Raw genomic sequence first — 19,015 nt, 5'->3', positions numbered from 1 at the left:
GTCAGACGCCGGCCGTCTCGGTCGGCGTGACCTCGCCGCCGCCCTTCAGCGCCTGGCGCAGCTTGTTGCGGTCGAGTTCCTTCTCCCAGGCCGACACGACGACCGTCGCGACGCCATTGCCGACGATGTTGGTCAGCGCGCGGCATTCGCTCATGAAGCGGTCGATGCCGAGGATCAGCACCATGCCCGACAGCGGGATCGTCGGCACGACGGCGAGCGTCGCGGCGAGCGTGATGAAGCCCGCGCCCGTGACGCCGCTCGCGCCCTTCGACGTCAGCATCGCGACCGCGAGCAGCGTGAGCTGCTGCATCCACGTCAGTTCGATGTTCGTCGCCTGCGCGATGAACAGCACGGCCATCGTCATGTAGATGTTGGTGCCGTCGAGGTTGAACGAATAGCCGGTCGGCACGACGAGGCCGACGACCGAACGCGAGCAGCCGGCCTTCTCGAGCTTTTCCATCAGTTGCGGCAGCGCGGCTTCCGACGAGCTCGTGCCGAGCACGATCAGCAGCTCTTCCTTGATGTACGACACGAAGCGGATGATCGAGAAGCCCGTGAAGCGCGCGATCGCGCCGAGCACGACCAGCACGAACACGACCGACGTCAGGTAGAACGTGCCGATCAGCTTGAGCAGCGGCACCAGCGAGCCGACGCCGTACTTGCCGATCGTGAACGCCATCGCGCCGAACGCGCCGATCGGCGCCAGCTTCGTGACGATGTGCACGATGCCGAACAGCACGCGCGTGAGGCCGTCGATGAAGTCGGTCACGACCTTGCCTCGTTCGCCGAGGTGCGCGAGCACGCTGCCGAACAGCAGCGCGATCAGCAGGATCTGCAGGATTTCACCCTGCGCGAACGCGTCGACCATCGTGTTCGGGATGATGTGCATCAGGAAGTCGACCGTCGACTGCCCGTGCGCCTTCGCCGCGTACGACGCGACTTCCTTGCCGTTCAGCGTCGCCGGATCGATGTTGAAGCCGACGCCGGGACGCAGGATGTGCGTGGCCGCGAGGCCGAGCAGCAGCGCGAAGGTCGACACGATCTCGAAGTACAGCAGCGCCTTGCCGCCGACGCGGCCGACCTTCTTCATGTCCTCCATGCCGGCGATGCCGGTGACGACCGTACAGAAGATGATCGGTCCGATCACCATCTTGATCAGCTTGATGAAGCCGTCGCCGAGCGGTTTCATCTCGGTGGCGAGCGACGGATAGAAGTGGCCGAGGATCACGCCGACGATGATGGCGAAGATCACCTGCACATAGAGCACTTTGTAGAAGGGTTTCTTCTTCACGATGGTTCCTGCTGAAGTAGATGATGAGCCGGTGGAAACGGCGTCACGCGCGCAGGCGAATGTCTCAGGGGAGGAGGCATTCGCCCGCGCGGCTGCCGTGCCGCAACAAGCGATGCCTCAGGACATCCGGAGGGGGAGGAAGGCATTGGTCATCGGTTGTCTCCTTGCTTGCTGTAGTAGTTCGGCCGGGGGATGGCCGTGCGCTTTATATCGCAAGGTCGATGCCAGGTTTCCGGAGCCCCTCAAGCCGTTGTTTTCATTGTATTTCTCATAATGCGGCAGGCAAGGAAATCCGGGATTCCGGATTTCCGGAAAATATCCGTCCGGCGATCCGGACGGAGCGATTGTTTCATATGACGAATCAATGCTGCACGGCTTCACCGGCCAGCACGCCCGTCTGCGCATAGAACTCCTGCTGCGCGAACGCGTCGCGCTCGCGACGCGCGCGCTCGCCGCGGTCCGCGAACGAGCCGACGACGATCCCGACGAACGCGAGCGGCACCGACACGAGCGCCGGGTTGTCGAGAAACACCGGCGCGTGCGCGTGGTGCAGCACGTCGACCCACACCGACTTCGACAGCACCGTCAGCGCCACCGCCGACGCGAGGCCGAGGCCGCCGCCGAGCACCGCGCCGCGCGTCGTCATCCCGCGCCAGAAGATCGACATCGCGAGCACCGGGAAATTGGCGCTGGCGGCCACCGCCGCGACGAGGCCGACCATGAACGCGACGTTGACGTGCTCGAACAGGATCGACAGCGCGATCGCGACCGCGGACAAGCCGATCGTCGCCGCGCGCGAGATGCGCATTTCCAGCCGCTCGTCGGGCTTGCCGCGCGCCCACATCTGCGCATACAGGTCGTGCGAGATCGTGGTCGCGCCGGCGAGCGTCAGCCCGGCGACCACCGCGAGGATCGTCGCGAACGTGACGGCCGCGATGAAGCCGTAGAACCAGTTGCCGCCGACCGCCTGCGCGAGCTTCACCGCGACCATGTTCGAGCCGCCGAGCAGGTCGTGCGTCAGGTTGAACGTGCCGTTCGCGCCGAGCCGGAAGAATTCCGGATGCTGCGCGAGCAGCACGATCGCCGAGAAACCGATCACAAACGTCAGCAGATAGAAATAGCCGATGAAGCCGGTCGCGTAGAGCACCGACTTGCGCGCTTCCTTCGCGTTCGGCACCGTGAAGAAGCGCATCAGGATGTGCGGGAAGCCGGCCGTGCCGAACATCAGCGCGATGCCGAGCGACAGCGCGTTGGCCGGATCGCGGATCAGCTTGCCGGGCCCCATGATCGACAGCGCGCCCGGATGCACGGCCACCGCGCGACGGAACATCTCATCGACGCTGAAGCCGAATTCGGCGAGCGCGAGCAGGACGAGCAGCGTCGCGCCGCACAGCAGCAGCACGGCCTTGATCACCTGCACCCAGGTGGTCGCGGTCATCCCGCCGAAGAACACGTAGACGACCATCAGCACGCCGACGATCAGCTCGGCCGTGCCGTACGATAGCCCGAACAGCAGCTGGATCAGCTTGCCCGCGCCGACCATCTGCACGACCAGGTACAGCACGACGATCGTCAGCGCGTTCGCGGACGTCAGGAGCCGGATCGGCCGCTGTGCGAAGCGGTACGCGACCACGTCGACGAACGTGAACTTGCCGAGATTGCGCAGCGGCTCGGCGATCAGGAACATCACGAACGGCCAGCCGACCAGGAAGCCGATCGAGTAGATCAGCCCGTCGAAGCCGAACATGAACACCATCCCGGAGAGCCCGAGGAACGACGCGGCCGACATGTAGTCGCCCGCGATCGCGAGCCCGTTCTGCAGCCCGGTGATACCGCCGCCGGCCGTGTAGAAGTCGCGCGTCGAACGCGTGCGGCGCGCGGCCCAGCGCGTGAGCGCGAGCGTCGCGAACACGAACGCGAAGAACATCGCGATCGCCACCGGGTTCAGCTCGACCTTGTCGGGCATCGGGCCCGCGACGCCGGTCGCGTGCGCGGTGGAGGAAACGAGAACGGCCAGCGCGCCGAGCGCGCTCGAAGTGCGTCGCATGTCGGCCTCCGTCACGAACGCTGCAGGATCGCGTCGACGCGGCGGTCGAACGCACGGTTCGCGCGCAGCACGTAGCACGCGGTCAGCCCGATCGCGACCAGGATGATCGCGACGCCCGCGGCGATCCCGACCGTGGTCGTCGCGCCGCGGTACAGCGGCGCCGCAAGCACGTGCGGCGCGAGCGCGACGAGCAGGATGAAGCCGTAGTACGTGGCGATCATCAGTGCCGTGAGCGTGAAGCTGAAGCGGCGCCGTGCGCGCACGAGCTGCTGGTAGTCACGGCGCGCCGTGACCGATTCGATGACGGAAAGCTCCATGGTGTCTCCAATGTCTCCTCGTCGTTTCGCGAGAAGTGTCTTGTGGATGGCCGGCGCGCCCATCGATCCGCCCGCGCCGTGGCGGCACGTCAATGCGTTACACGACGCGATCCGCGCGCAGTCGCGCGACCTCGTCCGCCGACATCCCGAGCCAGCCGCCGAGCACGTCTTCCGTATCCGCGCCGAGCACCGGCGGCGCGCCGCGCACCGGCAGCCGCGCACCGTCGAAGCGATACGGCGGCGCCAGCACGTCGACGCCGCCCGCGACCGGGTGCGGCTGCCGCGTGACGAGCCCCGCCCGGGTCGCGCGCTCGGAGGTCAGCGCCTCGTGCAGCCCGAGCACTTCGCCGCACGGAATGCCGCCGGCGGCGAGCGCCGCGAGCAGCGTCGCGCGCGGCCGCCGCGCAAGTTCGCCGCGAATCTCCGGCAGCAGCGCGGCGCGGTTCTCCGAGCGGCCGAGATTGGTCTTGTAGCGTTCGTCCGCGGCGAGGTCGGGCCGCTCGATCGCATCGCAGAAACGCGCGAACTGCGTGTTGTTGCCGACCGTGATCACGAGCGGGCCGTCGGCCGCGTCGAACACGCCATACGGCACGATCGACGGATGCGCATTGCCGTAGCGCGGCGGATCCTCGCCCATCAGCAGCGCATCGAGCCCGTAGTACGCGGTGATCATCAGCCCGCAGTCGAACAGCGCCATCTCGATGCGCCGCCCGCGCCCCGTCGCATGACGCTCGTACAGCGCGGCGAGGACCGCCTGCGCCGAATACATGCCGGTGAACAAGTCGACCGCCGCGACACCGAATTTCAGCGGTGGCTGGCCGGCCTCGCCGTTCAGCGCCATCAGCCCGGCCTCGCCCTGCACGACGAGGTCGTAGCCGGGCCGCGCGGCTTCCGGGCCCGAGCGGTCGTAGCCGGAAATCGCGCAATGCACGAGCCGGGGATTGAGCGCGGCCAGCGCGTCGTAGCCGAGCCCGAGTTTTTCCGCGCCGCCGAACTTGAAGTTGTGCAGCACCACGTCGGCCTGCGCGGCCAGCTCGCGCGCGAGCCGCCGCCCTTCGTCGGTCTGCAGGTCGAGACAGATCGAGCGCTTGCTTCGGTTCACGCTGTTGAAGTAGGTCGTTTCGGTGTCGCCGATCCGCAAGCCCCAGTCGCGCGTGTCGTCGCCGCGCGCCGGATGCTCGACCTTGATCACTTCCGCGCCGAAATCGGCAAGCACCATCGCGCACCACGGGCCTGCCAGCACGCGCGAGAAATCGAGCACCTTCACGCCGGCCAGGGGCAACGCGCGCGATTCGTTCGTCATCCTTGTCTCCTCCATTCGCGTCGTTCGTCTTTATTGTTTCGACAGCGCGATGTAGCGCGCGAGATGGTGATCCTCGTCGCCGAGCTGGTGATCGATCATCACGAGCCGCTTCGCGTAATGCGACAGCGGCAGCTCCCACGTCATCCCGATCCCGCCGTGCAACTGGATGCTCTCCTCGGCGACCAGCGTGCCGATCCGGCCGATGGTGTACTTGGCCGCCGCGAGCGCGCGTTCGCGCACCGCGCGCGGCGCATCGAGCTGCGCGGCCGCGTTGATCACCGCCGAGCGCGCCTGCTCGACTTCGAGCAGCAGGTCGGCCATCCGGTGCTGCAGCGCCTGGAAGCTGCCGATCGGCATGCCGAACTGCTTGCGCGTGCGCAGGTAGTCGAGCGTCGCTTCCTTCGCGACGTCCATCGCGCCGAGCGCCTCCGCCGACAGCGCGAGCAGCCCGTAGCCGAGCACGCGTTCGAGCAATGCGGCGCCTGCTTCGTCGTCTTGCGTTTCCGGCACGCCGAGCGCCGCATCGCCCGGCAGCACGACGCGCTCGAAGCGCATCTCGGCCGCGCGGCCGCCGTCGATCTTCTTGTAGTCCCGCAGCGACACGCCCGGCGCGTCGGCCGGCACGACGAACAGGCCGATGCCGGCCGCGTCGTCGTCCTGACCGGACACGCGCGCGCTGACGACGAAGAACGCCGCCTGCGCGGCCTGGTCGACGACGCCTTTCGCGCCCGTCAGCACCCAGCCGTCGCCGGCACGCTCGGCGCGCGTGCGCACGGTCGTCAGTTCGTAGTGCGAGCCCGGCTCGTCGTGCGCGAACGCGGCGCTCGCGCTGCCGTCGATCAGCGCGGCCAGCCGCGCGCGATGCGCGTCGCCGCCGGCCAGCGCCAGCGCGCGACCCGCGAGCAGCGTGCCGAGGAACGGCTCGACCACGAGCCCGCGGCCGAGGCATTCGAACACCACGGCGATGTCGAAACCCGCGCCGCCGAAGCCGCCGTCGGCTTCGGCAAACAGCGCGCCGACCGCGCCGAGTTCGGCGAAGCGCCGCCACATCGCGCGATCGAAGCCTTCGACCGACTGCGCGATGCGGTCGCGCACCGGGAACGCATACCGTTCGGCGATGAAGCGGTTCAACGTGTCCGCCAGCATCCGGCGGTCTTCTGTGTGCTGGAAATCCATCGTCGCGTCCCTCGTTACAGCCCGAGCATCATCTTCGCGATGATGTTCTTCTGGATCTCGTTCGAGCCGCCGAAGATCGACAGCTTGCGATTGTTGAAGTACTGCTGCGCGGCGCTCGCGGCCTCATCCGGGCCGACCGGCTCGCCGTCGTAATCGGCATCGAGCGCTGCGTCGACGAACGGCTGCGCGTACGGCCCCATCGCGCGGCGCATCAGCGCGGTGATCTCCTGGCGGATCTGCGTGCCGCGGATCTTCAGCATCGAGCTTTCCGCGCCCGGCACGCCGCCGCCCGCGACCGCGGCGAGCACGCGCAGGTTGGTCGTGCGCATGTTCTCGAGTTCGATCTCGACGCGCGCGATGCGCGCCGCGAAGAACGGATCGTCGGCGAGCGGCCGGCCGTTCTTCGTGACCTTCGCGGCCACCGCGCGCAGCCGCTCGAGCGCGGCCGTCGAGAAGCCGATCCCGGCGATGTTGGTGCGCTCGTACGTGAGCAGGTATTTCGCGCAGGTCCAGCCGCGGTTTTCTTCGCCGACGAGGTTCGCCACGGGCACGCGCACGTCGGTGAAGAACACTTCGTTCACTTCGTGCTCGCCGTCGAGCGTGATGATCGGGCGCACCTCGACGCCCGGCGTGTTCATGTCGATCAGCAGGAAGCTGATGCCCTCCTGCTTGCGCACGTCGGTCGCGGTGCGCACGAGGCAGAAGATCATGTTCGCGTAGTGGCCGAGCGTGGTCCAAGTCTTCTGGCCGTTCACGACGTAGTGATCGCCATCGCGCACCGCGCTCGTCTTCACCGATGCGAGGTCGGAACCGGCGCCCGGCTCCGAATAGCCCTGGCACCACCAGTCGGTGCCGTCGAGAATGCGCGGCAGCCAGTGGCGCTGCTGCGCTTCGCTGCCGTACCTGATCAGCACGGGCCCAAGCATGTTGACGCCGAACGGCACGATGCGCGGCGCACCGGCGAGCGCGCATTCGTTGTCGAACAGGAACTTCTGCGCGACGCTCCAGCCGGGGCCGCCGTATTCGCGCGGCCAGTGGCTCGCGAGCCAGCCGCGGGCGTTCAGGATTGCGTGCCATTCGCGCATGTCGTCGCGCGTCAGGTGCAGGCCGCCCTTCACCTTGCGCGCGGTGCGCGCGGGCAGTTCGGCGGCGAGGAAGCGCTGCACTTCGGTGCGGAACGCTTCCTCTTCGGGAGTGAAATTGAGGTCCATCGTGGGTCCGTTGCGAATGCGGTGGGCGTTCAGTCGATACGGTTCAGACTCGCGAAATCCGCGCCGCGCCCGACCAGCTCGACGAGCAGCGGCGACGGTTTCCAGAACAGCGGATCCTCCTGCGCGAACGCGCGGATGTCGGCGAGCACGTTCGCGAGGCCGACCGTGTCCGCGTAGTGCATCGGGCCGCCGCGATGGCGCGGGAAGCCGTAGCCGTACAGGAACACCGCGTCGACGTCGAGCGGGCGCAGCGCGATCTTCTCGTGCACGACGTTCGCGCCTTCGTTGATCATCGCGGCAAGGTAGCGGCGCAGGATCTCGTCGTCGGTGAACGTGCGCGGTGCGATGCCCTTCTTCGCGCGTTCGTCGGCGACGATTGCCTCGACTTCGGGGTCCGGCGTGCCGACGCGCGCGCCGTCCGGATACAGGTAGTAGCCGCGCCCCGTCTTCTGGCCGAACCAGCCGCGCTCGCACAGCCGGTCGGAAATCTCCACGTAGCGCGCGCGCGGGTCGCGCGTGGCCGCGCGGCGCTTGCGGGTCGCCCAGCCGATGTCGCCGCCCGCGAGGTCGACGACCTGGAACGGCCCCATCGGGAAGCCGAATTCGCGCACTACGCGATCGATCTGGTACGGCGATGCGCCGTCCTCCATCAGGTAGTCGGCCGCGGTGCGATAGACGGCGAGGATCCGGTTGCCGATGAAGCCGTCGCACACGCCGGCGCGCACCGGCGTCTTTTTCAGCTGTTTGGCCAGCGCGAACGCGGTCGCGACGACGTCATCGGCGACGCGCGCCGGCACGACGATCTCGAGCAGCTTCATCACGTTCGCCGGCGAGAAGAAATGCAGGCCGATCACGTCGGCCGGCCGGTCGGTGCCGGCGGCCAGCTCGTCGATGTCGAGATACGACGTGTTGGTCGCGAGCATCGCGCCCGGCTTGCACGCGCGCGCGAGCTCGGCGAACACTGCCTTTTTCACGGCCATGTCCTCGAACACCGCCTCGATCACGACGTCGGCCTGCGCGAGCGCGTCGTACGACGTGCTGCCCTTGAAGCGCGCGAGGCGCGCCGCGTGCGCGGCCGGCGTCATCCGCCCCTTCGCGACGAGCCCGTCGTATACCTTCTCGACATGCGCGCGGCCGCGCGCGAGCGACGCTTCGTCGCGTTCGATCATCGTCACCGGCAACCCGGCGTCGAGTGCCGCGACCGCGATGCCCGCGCCCATCGTGCCGCCGCCGACCACGCCGATCCGCTCGACCGGGCGCGCGCTCGCGCGGCGCGCCTCGGGCGCCTTCGCGGCCTCGCGTTCCGCGAAGAACGCGTGCACGAGGCCCGCGCGCTGCGGGCTGTCGAGGCACTGCAGGAACAGGCTGCGTTCGAGCTTCATCCCCGCGTCGAACGACAGCGTGAGCGCGGCCTCGACCGCGTCGACGATCTTCGCCGGCGAGAACAGGCCGCGCGACTTCTTCGGCAACTCGGCGCGCGCCGCGTCGATCGCGGCCTGCGCGGCCGCGCGGTCGGCGAGGCCCTGCGCATCGCGCGTGCGCCGAGCCGGCGCGCCGAGCGACACGAGTTCCTGCGCATAGGCGAGGCCTTCGGCGAGCGTGTCGTCGCTGTGCGCGACGCGATCGACGAGGCCGAGCGCGAGCGCTTCGTCGGCGCTCGCGTGACGCCCCGTCAGCATCAGGTCGAGCGCGGCCTGGGCGCCGATCAGGCGCGGCGCGCGCTGCGTGCCGCCCGCGCCGGGCAGCAGGCCGAGCGTGACTTCGGGCAACCCGAGCTTCGCGCCGGGCACCGCGAGCCGGTAATGCGCGGCGAGCGCGACTTCGAGGCCGCCGCCGAGCGTCGCGCCGTGCAGCGCCACCACGACCGGCTTCGCACTCGACTCGATCCGCTCGCAGACGTCGGGCAGCGACGGCGGCACGGGCGGCTTGCCGAATTCGCGGATGTCGGCGCCCGCGATGAAGTTGCGGCCGGCGCCGACGATCAGCACCGCGCGGATCGCGGCGTCGGCCTGCGCGGCGTCGAGCGCGTCGGCAAGGCCGCGCCGCACATCGGCGGACAGCGCGTTGACGGGCGGATGGTCGATCGTGACGACGAGCACCTTGTCGCGCCGTTCGCGCGTGACGGCGCCGGTCTGGGCGGGTTCGGGGGAAGCGGTTGAATTCATCGTGTCTCCATTGCGGTGCGCCATGCGGGCGGGACCGGTCGCCAGGCCGGCGAGCGGCGCCGCTTCCCGATCCCGCGCGGCGGGAAACGATCCGGCGCATGTGCCGGGCATGACTCGATTCTCGATTGATCGAGATTCATTGACAATTCCCGCCCGGCTTTACAAGCTGTCAAGTCTGGCTTGACATTGAATGCTTTCGGACCGCTTCGGGTCCTTAAGCGGGACGGATCAGGAGACACCGGGCATGGACCTGAACGCGCTGACGCTGCTCGTCGAGATCCTCGACGCGGGCAACCTGAGCAAGGCCGCGCAGCGGCTCAAGATGAGCCGCGCGAACGTCAGCTATCGGCTGAACCAGCTCGAGCGCTCGATCGGCCAGCAGCTCGTGCGCCGCACGACGCGCCGCATCGAGCCGACCGAAATCGGGCTGAAGCTGTACGAGCACGGCCGGCGCATCCGCAACGAGCTGCTCGCCGCGCAGGAATCGGTGACGACGCTCGGCCAGGACCTGCAGGGCCGCGTGCGGCTGTCGGTGCCGAGCGGCTACGGGCAGATGGTGATGTCCGACTGGCTGCTCGCGTTCAAGCGGCTGCATCCGGGCATCGTGCTCGACGTGGTGTTCGAGAATCGCGTGGAGGACCTGATGCGCGACGAAGTCGACATCGCGATTCGCGTGATGTCCGAGCCGCCGCAGAACCTCGTCGCGCGCGACATGGGCGCGGTGCGCTACGTCGCGTGCGCGTCGCCCGCGTTCGCGGCCGCGCACGGCATGCCCGCGAGCCTCGGCGCGCTGGCCGCCGCGCCGGTCGTCACCGCGACGGTGCTGGGGCGGCAGCTGCGGATCGCCGCGTACCTCGGCGACGAGCGCCACGAGGTGCTGCTCGAGCCCACGCTGATTTCGGAGAACTTCCTGTTCCTGCGCCAGGCGATCCTCGCCGGAATCGGCGTCGGCATCGTGCCCGACTACGTGATGCAGGACGACATGCGGCGCGGCACGGTCGTCACGTCGCTCGACGCGTATCGTCTCAGCATCTTCGGCACGCACATGTACATGCTCTACATGCCGAACCGGCACCACACGCGTGCGACCGCGACGTTCATAGAGTTCATCCTCGAACAGGCCGGAAAGGCCGGCCGGGGCGGGCCCGGCGGGATGCGTCAGGGTTTCCTGTCGGATGACAATCCGCCGGCCGCACGGCGACAATAGCGCGCCGTCCGTGCGGAGCGCGTGCCGCGCACACGCCGCCTCCTTCGAATTCACTGTTGCCGAGGGTTTCAATGTTCGACCGGATCCGTCCGCATTCGCGTCCCCGGACGCTCGTCGCCACGCTCGCGCTCGTCGCGCTCGTCACGTTCGGCGCCGGCTGCACATCGCCGTCCGCGCCGTCCGCGCCGTCGGGCGCCGTCGTCCCGGTCGCTGCCGCGTCCGGCGCCGCGGTGCCGCTGCCCGGCGTTCACGCGCCCGAACTGGCGTCCGGCTGGACCGACAAGCCGGGCTGGACCTCGCAGCGCTTCATGATCGCGGCCGCGAACCCGCTCGCCACGCAGGCCGGCTACGAGATGCTGAAGGCCGGCGGCACCGCGATCGACGCGGCGATCGCCACGCAGATGGTGCTCGCGCTCGTCGAGCCGCAATCGTCGGGGCTCGGTGGCGGCGCGTTCATGCTGTACTTCGACGGCCGTGCGACGCAGGCGTACGACGGCCGCGAGACCGCGCCGGCCGCCGCGACCGACCGGCTGTTCTACGGCCCGACCGGCCAGCCGATGGGCTTCTACGAAGGTGTCGTGGGCGGCCGTTCGGTCGGCACGCCGGGCGTGCTGCGGATGCTCGACGCCGCGCACCGCGCGCACGGCAAGCTGCCGTGGCGCCGGCTGTTCCAGCCCGCGATCCGGCTCGCCGAGCACGGCTTCACGATCAGCCCGCGCCTCGCGATGCTGATCGCGAACGACAAGTACCTGATGAACGACCCGGCCGCGCGTGCGTACTTCTACAACAAGGACGGCACGCCGAAGGGGGCCGGCACGGTGCTGAAAAACCCCGCGCTCGCGACCGTGCTGCGCCAGGTTGCCGATCGCGGCGCGAATGCGTTCTACACCGGCGCGATCGCGCGCGACATCGTCACGAAGGTGCGCAAGCACCCGACCAATCCGGGCCTGCTGTCGCTGCAGGATCTCGCGCGCTACAAGGCGAAGGTGCGGGCGCCGCTGTGCACCGACTACCGGCGCTCGGTGGTGTGCGGGATGCCGCCGCCGTCGTCGGGCGGCCTCGCGATCGCGCAGATGCTCGGCATCCTCGAGGCGATGCCCGACTGGCAGCAAATCGGCGCGCAGAAGCCGGTGCGCAACGAAGTCGGCTACGAGCCGACGCCGTTCGCCGCGCACCTGTTCAGCGAAGCGGGACGCCTCGCGTATGCGGACCGTGCGCGCTACGTCGCCGATCCGGATTTCGCGCCGCTGCCGGGCGGCAGCTGGGCGAGCCTCGTCGACCGGACCTATCTCGCGCAGCGCGCGCGCCTGATCGGCGACACCAGCATGGGCGTCGCGCAGGCCGGCACGCCGCAGGGCGCGACGCTCGCGCTGGCCGACGACCGCAGCCCCGAATTGCCGTCGACGTCCGACATCGCGATCGTCGACCGCTACGGCCAGGCGCTGTCGATGACGACCAGCGTCGAGGACGCGTTCGGTTCGCGGCTGATGGTGCGCGGGTTCATGTTGAACAACCAGTTGACCGATTTCTCGTTCGTGTCGAACGAGAACGGGCGGCCGGTCGCGAACCGCGTGCAGCCAGGCAAGCGGCCGCGCTCGTCGATGTCGCCCGAGCTCGTGTTCGACCAGAAGACGAAGCAGGTGACGATGATCGTCGGCTCGGCCGGCGGCCCCGCGATCATCAACCACGTCGCGAAGACGATGATCGGCGTGATGGACTGGGGGATGACGATGCAGCAGGCGATCGCGCTGCCGAACGTCGGGTCGATGAACGGGCCGACGCAGCTCGAACGCGGCCGCGTGTCGGACGCGCTCGTCGACGGGTTGAAAGGGCGCGGGCACGACGTGCGGGTCGTCGAGATGAATTCGGGACTGCAGGGGATCCAGCGGCTGAACGTGCAGGGGCAGACGGTGTGGTTCGGCGGGGCCGACCCGCGGCGGGAAGGCGTCGCGATGGGCGAATGACGCCGGCAGGCTGGCGCCTCGATCTCGCGTAGACTGGCACCCTCTGCCCTCGAGGAGCCGCGACGTGAATTCGACGACACTCTTGCTGTATGTCATCACCGTATCCGCCGTCACGGTCACGCCCGGCCCGACGATGCTGCTGGCGCTGAACAACGGCGCCACACGCGGCATGCGCATCGCGGCTTACGGCATCGCTGGCGCCGCGCTGTCCGACCTGATTCTGATCGGCGCGGTCGGATGTGGGCTCGGCGCACTCATGCAAGCGTCGGAACACCTGTTCGTCATGCTGAAGTGGGCGGGCGCCGCGTACCTGCTCTACCTCGCCTGGGTGCTCTGGCGTGCCCCTATGTCCCTGCCGTCGGCCGACGCCGTGCAAGCGGACGGCGCACGCGACGGCCGCTCCGCATTCAAGCGCTCGCTGCTTGTTGCACTGTCAAATCCAAAGGGCTTGCTGTTCTTTTCGGCATTCCTGCCGCAGTTCATCCAGCCCCAATCGAACGTCTCGGCCCAGTACGCAACGCTGGCGATCCTGACGGCCATGATCGACGTCCTGTTGATGGGAATTTACGCGGCAAGTGGCTATCACGCGATGAAGGTCATGTCCGGCAAAGCCCTGAAATGGCTCAATCGCGGCTGCGCCGGCATGCTGGCCGGGCTGGCGGTCGCCCTCAGCCTCTATCGACGCGGCACCGCGACCTGATGCGACGACGACCTCGCCGCGTCGCAACACCCCTCCGCTCACCCCCGCCCCTTCCACGGCACCACCCGCCGCTCGACCCATCGCATCGCGAGATCGAACAGCCACGCGATCGCGCCGATGATCAGAATCCCCATCACAACGATGTCCGTGCGCAGGAAGCTCGATGCGTTGAGCACCATCTGCCCGAGCCCGGCCGTCGCGGCGACCATCTCGGCCGCGACCAGCGTCGTCCAGCCGAACCCGATCGCGATCCGCAAGCCGGTGAGGATTTCCGGCAGCGCGGCCGGCAGCACGACATGGCGCACGATCTGCGGGAAGCTGCCGCCGAGCGAATACGCGGCGTTGATCTGCTCGACGGTTGCCGCGCGCACGCCGGCACGGGCGGCCATCGCGATCGGCGCGAAGCATGCGAGGAAGATCACGACGAGCTTCGCCGTCTCGTCGATGCCGAACCAGATCACGACGAGCGGCAGATACGCGAGCGGCGGCAGCGGCCGGTAGAACTCCAGCAGCGGATCGAGCACGCCGCGCGCGATGCGGCTCACGCCCATCAGGATGCCGGCCGGCACGCCGATCGCAGTGGCGAACACGAAGGCGCCGAACACGCGCGCGGCGCTCCACAACAAATGCTCCGACAACGGCAGGCCGCCCTGGATGCGGCCATGCCACGCGTCGACGAACGCGGCCCACACCGCTTCCGGTGCGGGCAGGAACAACGGCGGCAACCACTGCCGGTGCGTCGCGACCCACCACAGCACGGCCAGCGCCGCGACCGTCGCCGCGCTGAGCGCGGCCGTCCGCCCCTGCCCCGGCAACCGGTAGCGATGCGATGCGCGAGCCGGACGCACCGCGTGACGCTGTCGCGTCGCGCGTTGATCCTGCCCGAACTCCGAGGCTGCTCGATCGGCTGCCAACGATTCCTGCGTGCTCATGTCGACCTGCCTGTGCAAAGTACTGATCCGGCCGCGCCCGACGGACGCGCCCCGTCGCGCGAACTCATGCATCACGCGCGCTCCGCCACCGCCTCGTCGCGATGCAGATACGCGATCAGCCGCTCGCGCCACGCGATGAATTCCGGCGACGACTTCACCGCGCGCGCATCGCGCGATTCGACGTAGCGCCGCGCGAACGGCAGCTCGAACGTCTCCGCGATCCGGCCGGGGCCGGGCGTCATCACGACGAGACGCGTCGCGAGGAACAGCGCCTCCTCGACGTCGTGCGTGATGAAGAACACCGTCTTGCCGGTGCGTGCCCACACGTCGAGCACGAGCGCCTGCATCGTGCCGCGCGTCATCGCGTCGAGCGCGCCCATCGGCTCGTCCATCAGCAGCACGCGCGGATCGCTCGCGAGCGCACGCGCGATGCCGACGCGCTGCTGCATCCCGCCCGACAGCTCGTACACGCGCGCGTGCGCATGCTTGTCGAGCCCGACCAGCGCGAGCATCTCCCGCGCCCGCGCTTCGCGTTCGGCCTTCGACACGCGTGCGAAGCGCAGCCCGAGCGCGACGTTCTCGAGCACGTCGAGCCACGGCAGCAACGCGTATTTCTGGAACACGACGCCGCGATCGGCGCCGGGGCCCGTGACCGGCACGCCGTCGACGCGCACGTCGCCGGTCGTCGGCGCGACGAAGCCGGCCATGCAGTTCAGCAGCGTCGTCTTTCCGCACCCGGACGCGCCGAGCGCGACGACGAATTCACCGGCTTCGATGCGCAGGTCGACGCGCGCGAGCGCCTGCGTCGTCGGCCGGCCGCGTTCGCCGGGATAGTCGACCGATACCTGACGGACTTCCAGCGTGCTCATGATCGAAGGGCTCCGCGACGAGAGGGCTGAACGGCCGCGCTCAGCGCGCGGCCTTCTGCACGAACTGCGGATCGACGCCGGCCGAATAGTCGGACAGCACCGTCTGGATCGTGCCTTGCGATTTGAGGAACGTGGCCGTGGCCGCGAGCGACTTCGCGGCGCCCGATTGCGCGCCGCCGCCGAGCCACGTCGGCGAAGCCTGCTCGGCCGCCGTCGGGAACGCGTAGAGCGCGAGGCTGGCCGGCACGTCCTGCGCGTTCGCGCCGGACACCTTCGCGACCGCCGCGACCTGCGGCGAACCGACCTTCCACGCGGCAGCGTGCGCGCGGTAGTCGGCGTCTGCCGCCGCGAGCACCTTCACGAAGCGCGTGACGAACTCGGGGTTCTCGCGCGCGAACTTGCGGCTCACGACGAAGCCGTCGAAGGTCGACTTGCCGCTTTCCTTCGCAACCTGGCCCGACGTCGTGAGCACGGTGCCCGACTGCTTGACCTTCGCGAGCACCGGATCCCAGATGTAGGTCGCGTCGATGTCGCCGCGCGCCCACGCAGCCGCGACTTCGGGCGGACGCAGGTTGACGATCTTCACGTCGTTCGGATTGACGCCCGCGGCCTGCAGCGCGACGAGCGTATGGAAGTGCGACGTCGACACGAACGGCACGCCGATCTTCTTGCCCTTCAGCCCGGCGACGTTCGTGACGCCCGAGCCGTTGCGCGCGACGAGCGCCTCGGCGTCGTTGATGTTGTCGAGCACCCAGAACAGCGAGATGTCGAGCCCCTGCGACAGGCCGGCCGCGATCGGGCTGGAACCGGCCTCGCCGAGCTGCACGGAGCCCGACGCGAGCGCGCGGATCACGTCGGCGCCGCTGTCGAGCTTGCGGAACGTGACCTTGTAGCCGGTCGCCTTTTCGACTTCACCGCTCGCCTGCGCATAGCGCCACGGCACGACCATGTCCTGGTACGCGATCACGACCTCGCGCGATTCGGCGTGCGCCGCGCCCAGCGCGGCAAAGGCGGTCAGCGCGACGACGGCGCGGCGGACGAAGCTGAAACGGGACATGCGACTCTCCTTCGGAATGCGGGCATTGCTGCGGGAGAGCCGACTTTACGAGCTTTGCGCGCGGCGGGAGCGAACTTATCCTGCGAAGCTATCGATGCCGTTTCAGCTTTGCTTTCCATGCTCGACCGGATTGCGTGTCCGGTCGGGTGACGATTGTGGTGCGGGGACGGGCCGTTGCCGCGCGTCGGTCGATTCGAGATCGTAGCCAACTTGCGGGACGTCTCACGCTCCGCGGATCCAGGGATGAAAAATCGGTCAAAACCACGATACTTCAAAAAAATTCGGATTACAGGGTTTTTAGTACCCGTCTAATTGCTGCGCCCAATGCCACGATGATATTTCTTTGTCCGTTGCGAAAAACGGATAATGAGCATGAAACGGTACTTGCTTAAGGTAGGCGACAAGTCAACTACGGGTGGCATCGTCATCGAGGGGGTAGACAGTTGCACGCATCACGGTACAGCCCTGACTTTTGTTGGCGCTCAAGTCGTTTGTAATGCGTGCCAGTCCACGGGTGTCATCGCGGCTCAAGGTCCTCGTTGGCCCGATCATAAGATGGGCAAAGAACAGGCTCTTGATGGCGACTTGTGCCTTTGCAAATGCCATCCTCCTCCCGTGATGATTGCCTCCCAAACCGATAGCTTTCATAGCTTCGAGTCTCACAATCTCACCGAGATGGGGTACGGACCTTCCGGGCAATCTCTGACGGAAGAGTATCGAGGCAACTGCGATGAGCGCGTGCGCGTGCTCGACGGTAACAATCAACCTGTTTGCAGTTCCCCATATCACATTCGCACGTCAGCAGGGGCGGTCTATAAGGGACTGACGGATTCCCAAGGTTACTGTCCTCGTGTCTACACGAAGGATGTGTCAAAGCTGGACATTGCAGTAGGTCTGCAAGCTCTGGAGCGGTGGGAACAATGAGCAACTTCGTCTATCGAACAACGACAAACGCTACCGCTGACTCCAAGTATGACGTGCTCGGGCATCACATGCCTGCTCGCATTTTCTTCTTTGTTACTGTTGAAGAAGTCGGCAAGGATGGCATGCTGGTCCGTCACACGTACAGCACGATCGACAATCCATATCTGAAGCAACTTGAACTCTCGCCACTTGGCGAGATGCGCGAAGTCTATCCAGAAAAATATGGTCTGTGGAGCAAGGGCGGTCCCAAAGCTCCAGGCAGTGTCGTTGACCACGTGCTGGAATACGACAAGCTAACTTCCTATGCATCTACCAGTAGCATCTATCCTACAGGCACGGGGAGAATGGCGGGCAAGACCGTGTATGTCGACATCGCCAAAGCCAAGCGAGCAGGCGCGAAGCTCGTGACAACCGATGAGATCGTTCAAGCCATCGATAAGTATGCGGCCGAGGCTCGCTCAAAAGACAAGCGGTGGGCGGAGCATATCAAGCAAAAAGTCCTGGCCATGGACAAGGAGGTTCTGGTTCAGCCACGGCCCATGGTGCCCGGTGAAGGCGTGTTCTCGCAGCGTGGCTTGGCTATCAGCCTCGGCATCGTCAAATATGCTCGTGTTGTGCGGGTTGTCGGGCTCGCTTTTACAGGCTATGACCTCTCGGTTGCATCCAATGAATCGATTCGTCTAAAGTCCATTCGTCCTCTGGAAAAGGAAGTCATTCGCCAGGCTGGCGGGTGGGCAGGTAGTTGGGCCGGCGCCGTTGCTGGAGCCAGAGTCGGTGCTACAGCGGGCGCGCTGGTCGGTGTTGAACTCGGGCCTGGCGCCGTAATAACCGGTGCCATCGGTGGCATCCTCTTTGGTGCTGTCGGCTATTTCGGCGGCTCGATGATTGCCGATCAGATTCCAGATAAATGATGAGGAGGGGATGTGTCTTTCTTCAGGCGCAAGGTTGAAGAGTTGCAAACGAAGCGGGCAGAGCGTGAAAGTCTGAAGAGTCTGGAAGACGCCTTTGGAAAGCCACTCGGTGAATTGCAAGCCATTTTCGGTTCCGGCTCGCTCGACCCAAAAAAGCAGCAACTTCCTGCCTACCCCAAGCCGATATATCAAGGCGATGCGGGTATCAATGCTTTTGGGCTGGTTCATCACGTTCAGCCCAGTCAGTTTCCGACTTTGCTCAATCTGGTGCGGCAAGGCAGACAAGAGGTTGCGTATTTTCAGTTCATGCGCGAAGTCGACGGGCAGTCGCTGAGTACCATCATCTCCGCCACATGGAGGTTTTCAGGGCGCGACGTGCGCTTGCTCTCCAACGATGTTGAACTGATTGCCAAGCTCTCGGAGCAAGGCTTCCACCCCGCCGCTCCGTGGATCACGTTGTATGAGTTTGGACCGATTCTGCATATCAGTCAGGGTGATCCTCACTACTGGCTGAACCATGTATGGGACTCGTTCTGGGAAAGCCTGAGCCTGGATGAACAGACGAGCTTTCTGGAAGAGGGCAGGAAAGAGACCGGCGCTTATATCTCAGCCGAGGATTGGGAACTGTGGGTCGAGAGTATCAGAATGCGCGATGTCCGGTTTCGCAAGCTTGAGGACTAAAAGCCCGTGGAAGCGCTGACGAAATCGCTCTTGCGCCAGAAGCCGTTGCTTCACTTCGTCAGGATATCGAGACGAAGAACTGCATAAAAAAACCCGCGTAGCGGGTTCTTTTATGCATCGAGCGTCTGGAGCAATCAGACCACCCCGGCCCCATGCGCCTGCAGATCGGCGTGATAGCTCGAACGCACCATCGCGCCGACGGCCGCGTGCGTGAAGCCCATCTTGTACGCCTCTTCCTCGTACATCTTGAACGTATCCGG

Annotated in this window: 16 protein-coding genes and 1 pseudogene; 6 read left to right on the top strand and 11 right to left on the bottom strand. The window is 66.9% G+C overall.

The window, feature by feature from the left end:
* Window position 1 precedes the first annotated feature (1 nt).
* The 7 genes from DIE12_RS25550 to DIE12_RS25520 form a co-directional block, all read right to left on the bottom strand.
* Window positions 2-1,291: a dicarboxylate/amino acid:cation symporter gene (locus DIE12_RS25550; protein WP_044846742.1), complete on the bottom strand. Its 1,290-nt coding sequence runs from the start codon at window positions 1,289-1,291 to the stop codon at window positions 2-4.
* 361 nt (window positions 1,292-1,652) lie between these two features.
* A complete protein-coding gene (locus DIE12_RS25545; protein WP_124520697.1) occupies window positions 1,653-3,338 on the bottom strand; it encodes a cation acetate symporter in 1,686 nt (561 codons plus the stop codon).
* 11 nt (window positions 3,339-3,349) lie between these two features.
* A complete protein-coding gene (locus DIE12_RS25540) occupies window positions 3,350-3,655 on the bottom strand; it encodes a DUF485 domain-containing protein (protein WP_014895931.1) in 306 nt (101 codons plus the stop codon).
* A 97-nt stretch (window positions 3,656-3,752) separates the two neighbouring features.
* Entirely contained in the window at window positions 3,753-4,958 is a 1,206-nt protein-coding gene (locus tag DIE12_RS25535) for a CaiB/BaiF CoA-transferase family protein (protein WP_124520695.1), read from the bottom strand.
* A 30-nt stretch (window positions 4,959-4,988) separates the two neighbouring features.
* A complete protein-coding gene (locus DIE12_RS25530; protein WP_124520693.1) occupies window positions 4,989-6,134 on the bottom strand; it encodes an acyl-CoA dehydrogenase family protein in 1,146 nt (381 codons plus the stop codon).
* 14 nt (window positions 6,135-6,148) lie between these two features.
* Entirely contained in the window at window positions 6,149-7,345 is a 1,197-nt protein-coding gene (locus DIE12_RS25525; RefSeq protein WP_124520691.1) for an acyl-CoA dehydrogenase family protein, read from the bottom strand.
* Between the two features lie 29 nt (window positions 7,346-7,374).
* Complete coding sequence (locus DIE12_RS25520; RefSeq protein WP_124520689.1) at window positions 7,375-9,510, bottom strand: 3-hydroxyacyl-CoA dehydrogenase NAD-binding domain-containing protein; 2,136 nt, start codon at window positions 9,508-9,510, stop codon at window positions 7,375-7,377.
* A gap of 244 nt (window positions 9,511-9,754) precedes the next feature.
* On the opposite strand from DIE12_RS25520, the gene DIE12_RS25515 reads away from it, so the two are divergent.
* From DIE12_RS25515 to DIE12_RS25505, 3 genes are all read left to right on the top strand, one after another.
* Entirely contained in the window at window positions 9,755-10,717 is a 963-nt protein-coding gene (locus tag DIE12_RS25515) for a LysR family transcriptional regulator (RefSeq protein WP_124486547.1), read from the top strand.
* 71 nt (window positions 10,718-10,788) lie between these two features.
* The gene (ggt, locus tag DIE12_RS25510) at window positions 10,789-12,681 is read left to right on the top strand and encodes a gamma-glutamyltransferase (protein ID WP_124520687.1); all 1,893 of its coding nucleotides are present in this window, start codon (window positions 10,789-10,791) and stop codon (window positions 12,679-12,681) included.
* A 64-nt stretch (window positions 12,682-12,745) separates the two neighbouring features.
* Window positions 12,746-13,381 carry a LysE family translocator gene (locus DIE12_RS25505; protein WP_124520685.1) on the top strand — a complete coding sequence of 212 codons (636 nt, stop codon included), beginning with the start codon at window positions 12,746-12,748 and terminating at the stop codon, window positions 13,379-13,381.
* 38 nt (window positions 13,382-13,419) lie between these two features.
* Here DIE12_RS25505 and DIE12_RS25500 read toward each other — a convergent pair whose 3' ends face one another.
* From DIE12_RS25500 to tauA, 3 genes are read right to left on the bottom strand one after another with little or no spacing between them, the layout of a single operon-like run.
* On the bottom strand, window positions 13,420-14,385 hold the full coding sequence (locus tag DIE12_RS25500) for an ABC transporter permease subunit (protein WP_124520764.1): 966 nt from the start codon (window positions 14,383-14,385) through the stop codon (window positions 13,420-13,422).
* Window positions 14,385-15,182: a taurine ABC transporter ATP-binding protein gene (locus DIE12_RS25495; RefSeq protein ID WP_044846750.1), complete on the bottom strand. Its 798-nt coding sequence runs from the start codon at window positions 15,180-15,182 to the stop codon at window positions 14,385-14,387. The genes DIE12_RS25500 and DIE12_RS25495 overlap by 1 nt, the downstream gene beginning before the upstream one ends.
* 40 nt (window positions 15,183-15,222) lie before the next feature.
* The gene (gene tauA, locus DIE12_RS25490; protein ID WP_124486550.1) at window positions 15,223-16,239 is read right to left on the bottom strand and encodes a taurine ABC transporter substrate-binding protein; all 1,017 of its coding nucleotides are present in this window, start codon (window positions 16,237-16,239) and stop codon (window positions 15,223-15,225) included.
* Window positions 16,240-16,611: 372 nt separating this feature from the next.
* Between tauA and DIE12_RS25485 the strand changes: the two genes are divergently transcribed.
* Genes DIE12_RS25485 through DIE12_RS25475 form a run of 3 tightly spaced genes read left to right on the top strand, consistent with a single transcriptional unit; the run spans window position 16,612 to window position 18,755 of the window.
* Window positions 16,612-17,163, top strand: coding sequence for a PAAR domain-containing protein (locus tag DIE12_RS25485; protein WP_124486551.1), 552 nt, complete (start codon window positions 16,612-16,614; stop codon window positions 17,161-17,163).
* Window positions 17,160-18,074, top strand: a complete 915-nt coding sequence (locus DIE12_RS25480) for a glycine zipper family protein (RefSeq protein WP_124486552.1) — start codon at window positions 17,160-17,162, stop codon at window positions 18,072-18,074. The genes DIE12_RS25485 and DIE12_RS25480 overlap by 4 nt, the downstream gene beginning before the upstream one ends.
* Window positions 18,075-18,086: 12 nt before the next feature.
* Window positions 18,087-18,755 carry a hypothetical protein gene (locus tag DIE12_RS25475; protein WP_124486553.1) on the top strand — a complete coding sequence of 223 codons (669 nt, stop codon included), beginning with the start codon at window positions 18,087-18,089 and terminating at the stop codon, window positions 18,753-18,755.
* Between the two features lie 134 nt (window positions 18,756-18,889).
* Here DIE12_RS25475 and DIE12_RS25470 read toward each other — a convergent pair.
* Window positions 18,890-19,015, bottom strand: a pseudogene (locus tag DIE12_RS25470) (lipoyl synthase); the annotation flags it as partial.

It is taken from the genome of Burkholderia sp. Bp9015 (genome assembly GCF_003853505.1).
Taxonomy (GTDB): Bacteria; Pseudomonadota; Gammaproteobacteria; order Burkholderiales; family Burkholderiaceae; genus Burkholderia.
Note: the sequence above shows the minus strand (reverse complement) of the source record. Positions and strands in the feature narration are given on the sequence as shown.

Coding starts and splice junctions, on each gene's coding strand:
- DIE12_RS25545 (WP_124520697.1), bottom strand. CDS start 3,338: ATGCGACGCACTTCGAGCGCGCTCGGCGCGCTGGCCGTTCTCGTTTCC.
- DIE12_RS25540 (WP_014895931.1), bottom strand. CDS start 3,655: ATGGAGCTTTCCGTCATCGAATCGGTCACGGCGCGCCGTGACTACCAG.
- DIE12_RS25535 (WP_124520695.1), bottom strand. CDS start 4,958: ATGACGAACGAATCGCGCGCGTTGCCCCTGGCCGGCGTGAAGGTGCTC.
- DIE12_RS25530 (WP_124520693.1), bottom strand. CDS start 6,134: ATGGATTTCCAGCACACAGAAGACCGCCGGATGCTGGCGGACACGTTG.
- DIE12_RS25525 (WP_124520691.1), bottom strand. CDS start 7,345: ATGGACCTCAATTTCACTCCCGAAGAGGAAGCGTTCCGCACCGAAGTG.
- DIE12_RS25520 (WP_124520689.1), bottom strand. CDS start 9,510: ATGAATTCAACCGCTTCCCCCGAACCCGCCCAGACCGGCGCCGTCACG.
- DIE12_RS25515 (WP_124486547.1), top strand. CDS start 9,755: ATGGACCTGAACGCGCTGACGCTGCTCGTCGAGATCCTCGACGCGGGC.
- ggt (WP_124520687.1), top strand. CDS start 10,789: ATGTTCGACCGGATCCGTCCGCATTCGCGTCCCCGGACGCTCGTCGCC.
- DIE12_RS25500 (WP_124520764.1), bottom strand. CDS start 14,385: ATGCATGAGTTCGCGCGACGGGGCGCGTCCGTCGGGCGCGGCCGGATC.
- DIE12_RS25495 (WP_044846750.1), bottom strand. CDS start 15,182: ATGAGCACGCTGGAAGTCCGTCAGGTATCGGTCGACTATCCCGGCGAA.
- tauA (WP_124486550.1), bottom strand. CDS start 16,239: ATGTCCCGTTTCAGCTTCGTCCGCCGCGCCGTCGTCGCGCTGACCGCC.
- DIE12_RS25485 (WP_124486551.1), top strand. CDS start 16,612: ATGAAACGGTACTTGCTTAAGGTAGGCGACAAGTCAACTACGGGTGGC.
- DIE12_RS25480 (WP_124486552.1), top strand. CDS start 17,160: ATGAGCAACTTCGTCTATCGAACAACGACAAACGCTACCGCTGACTCC.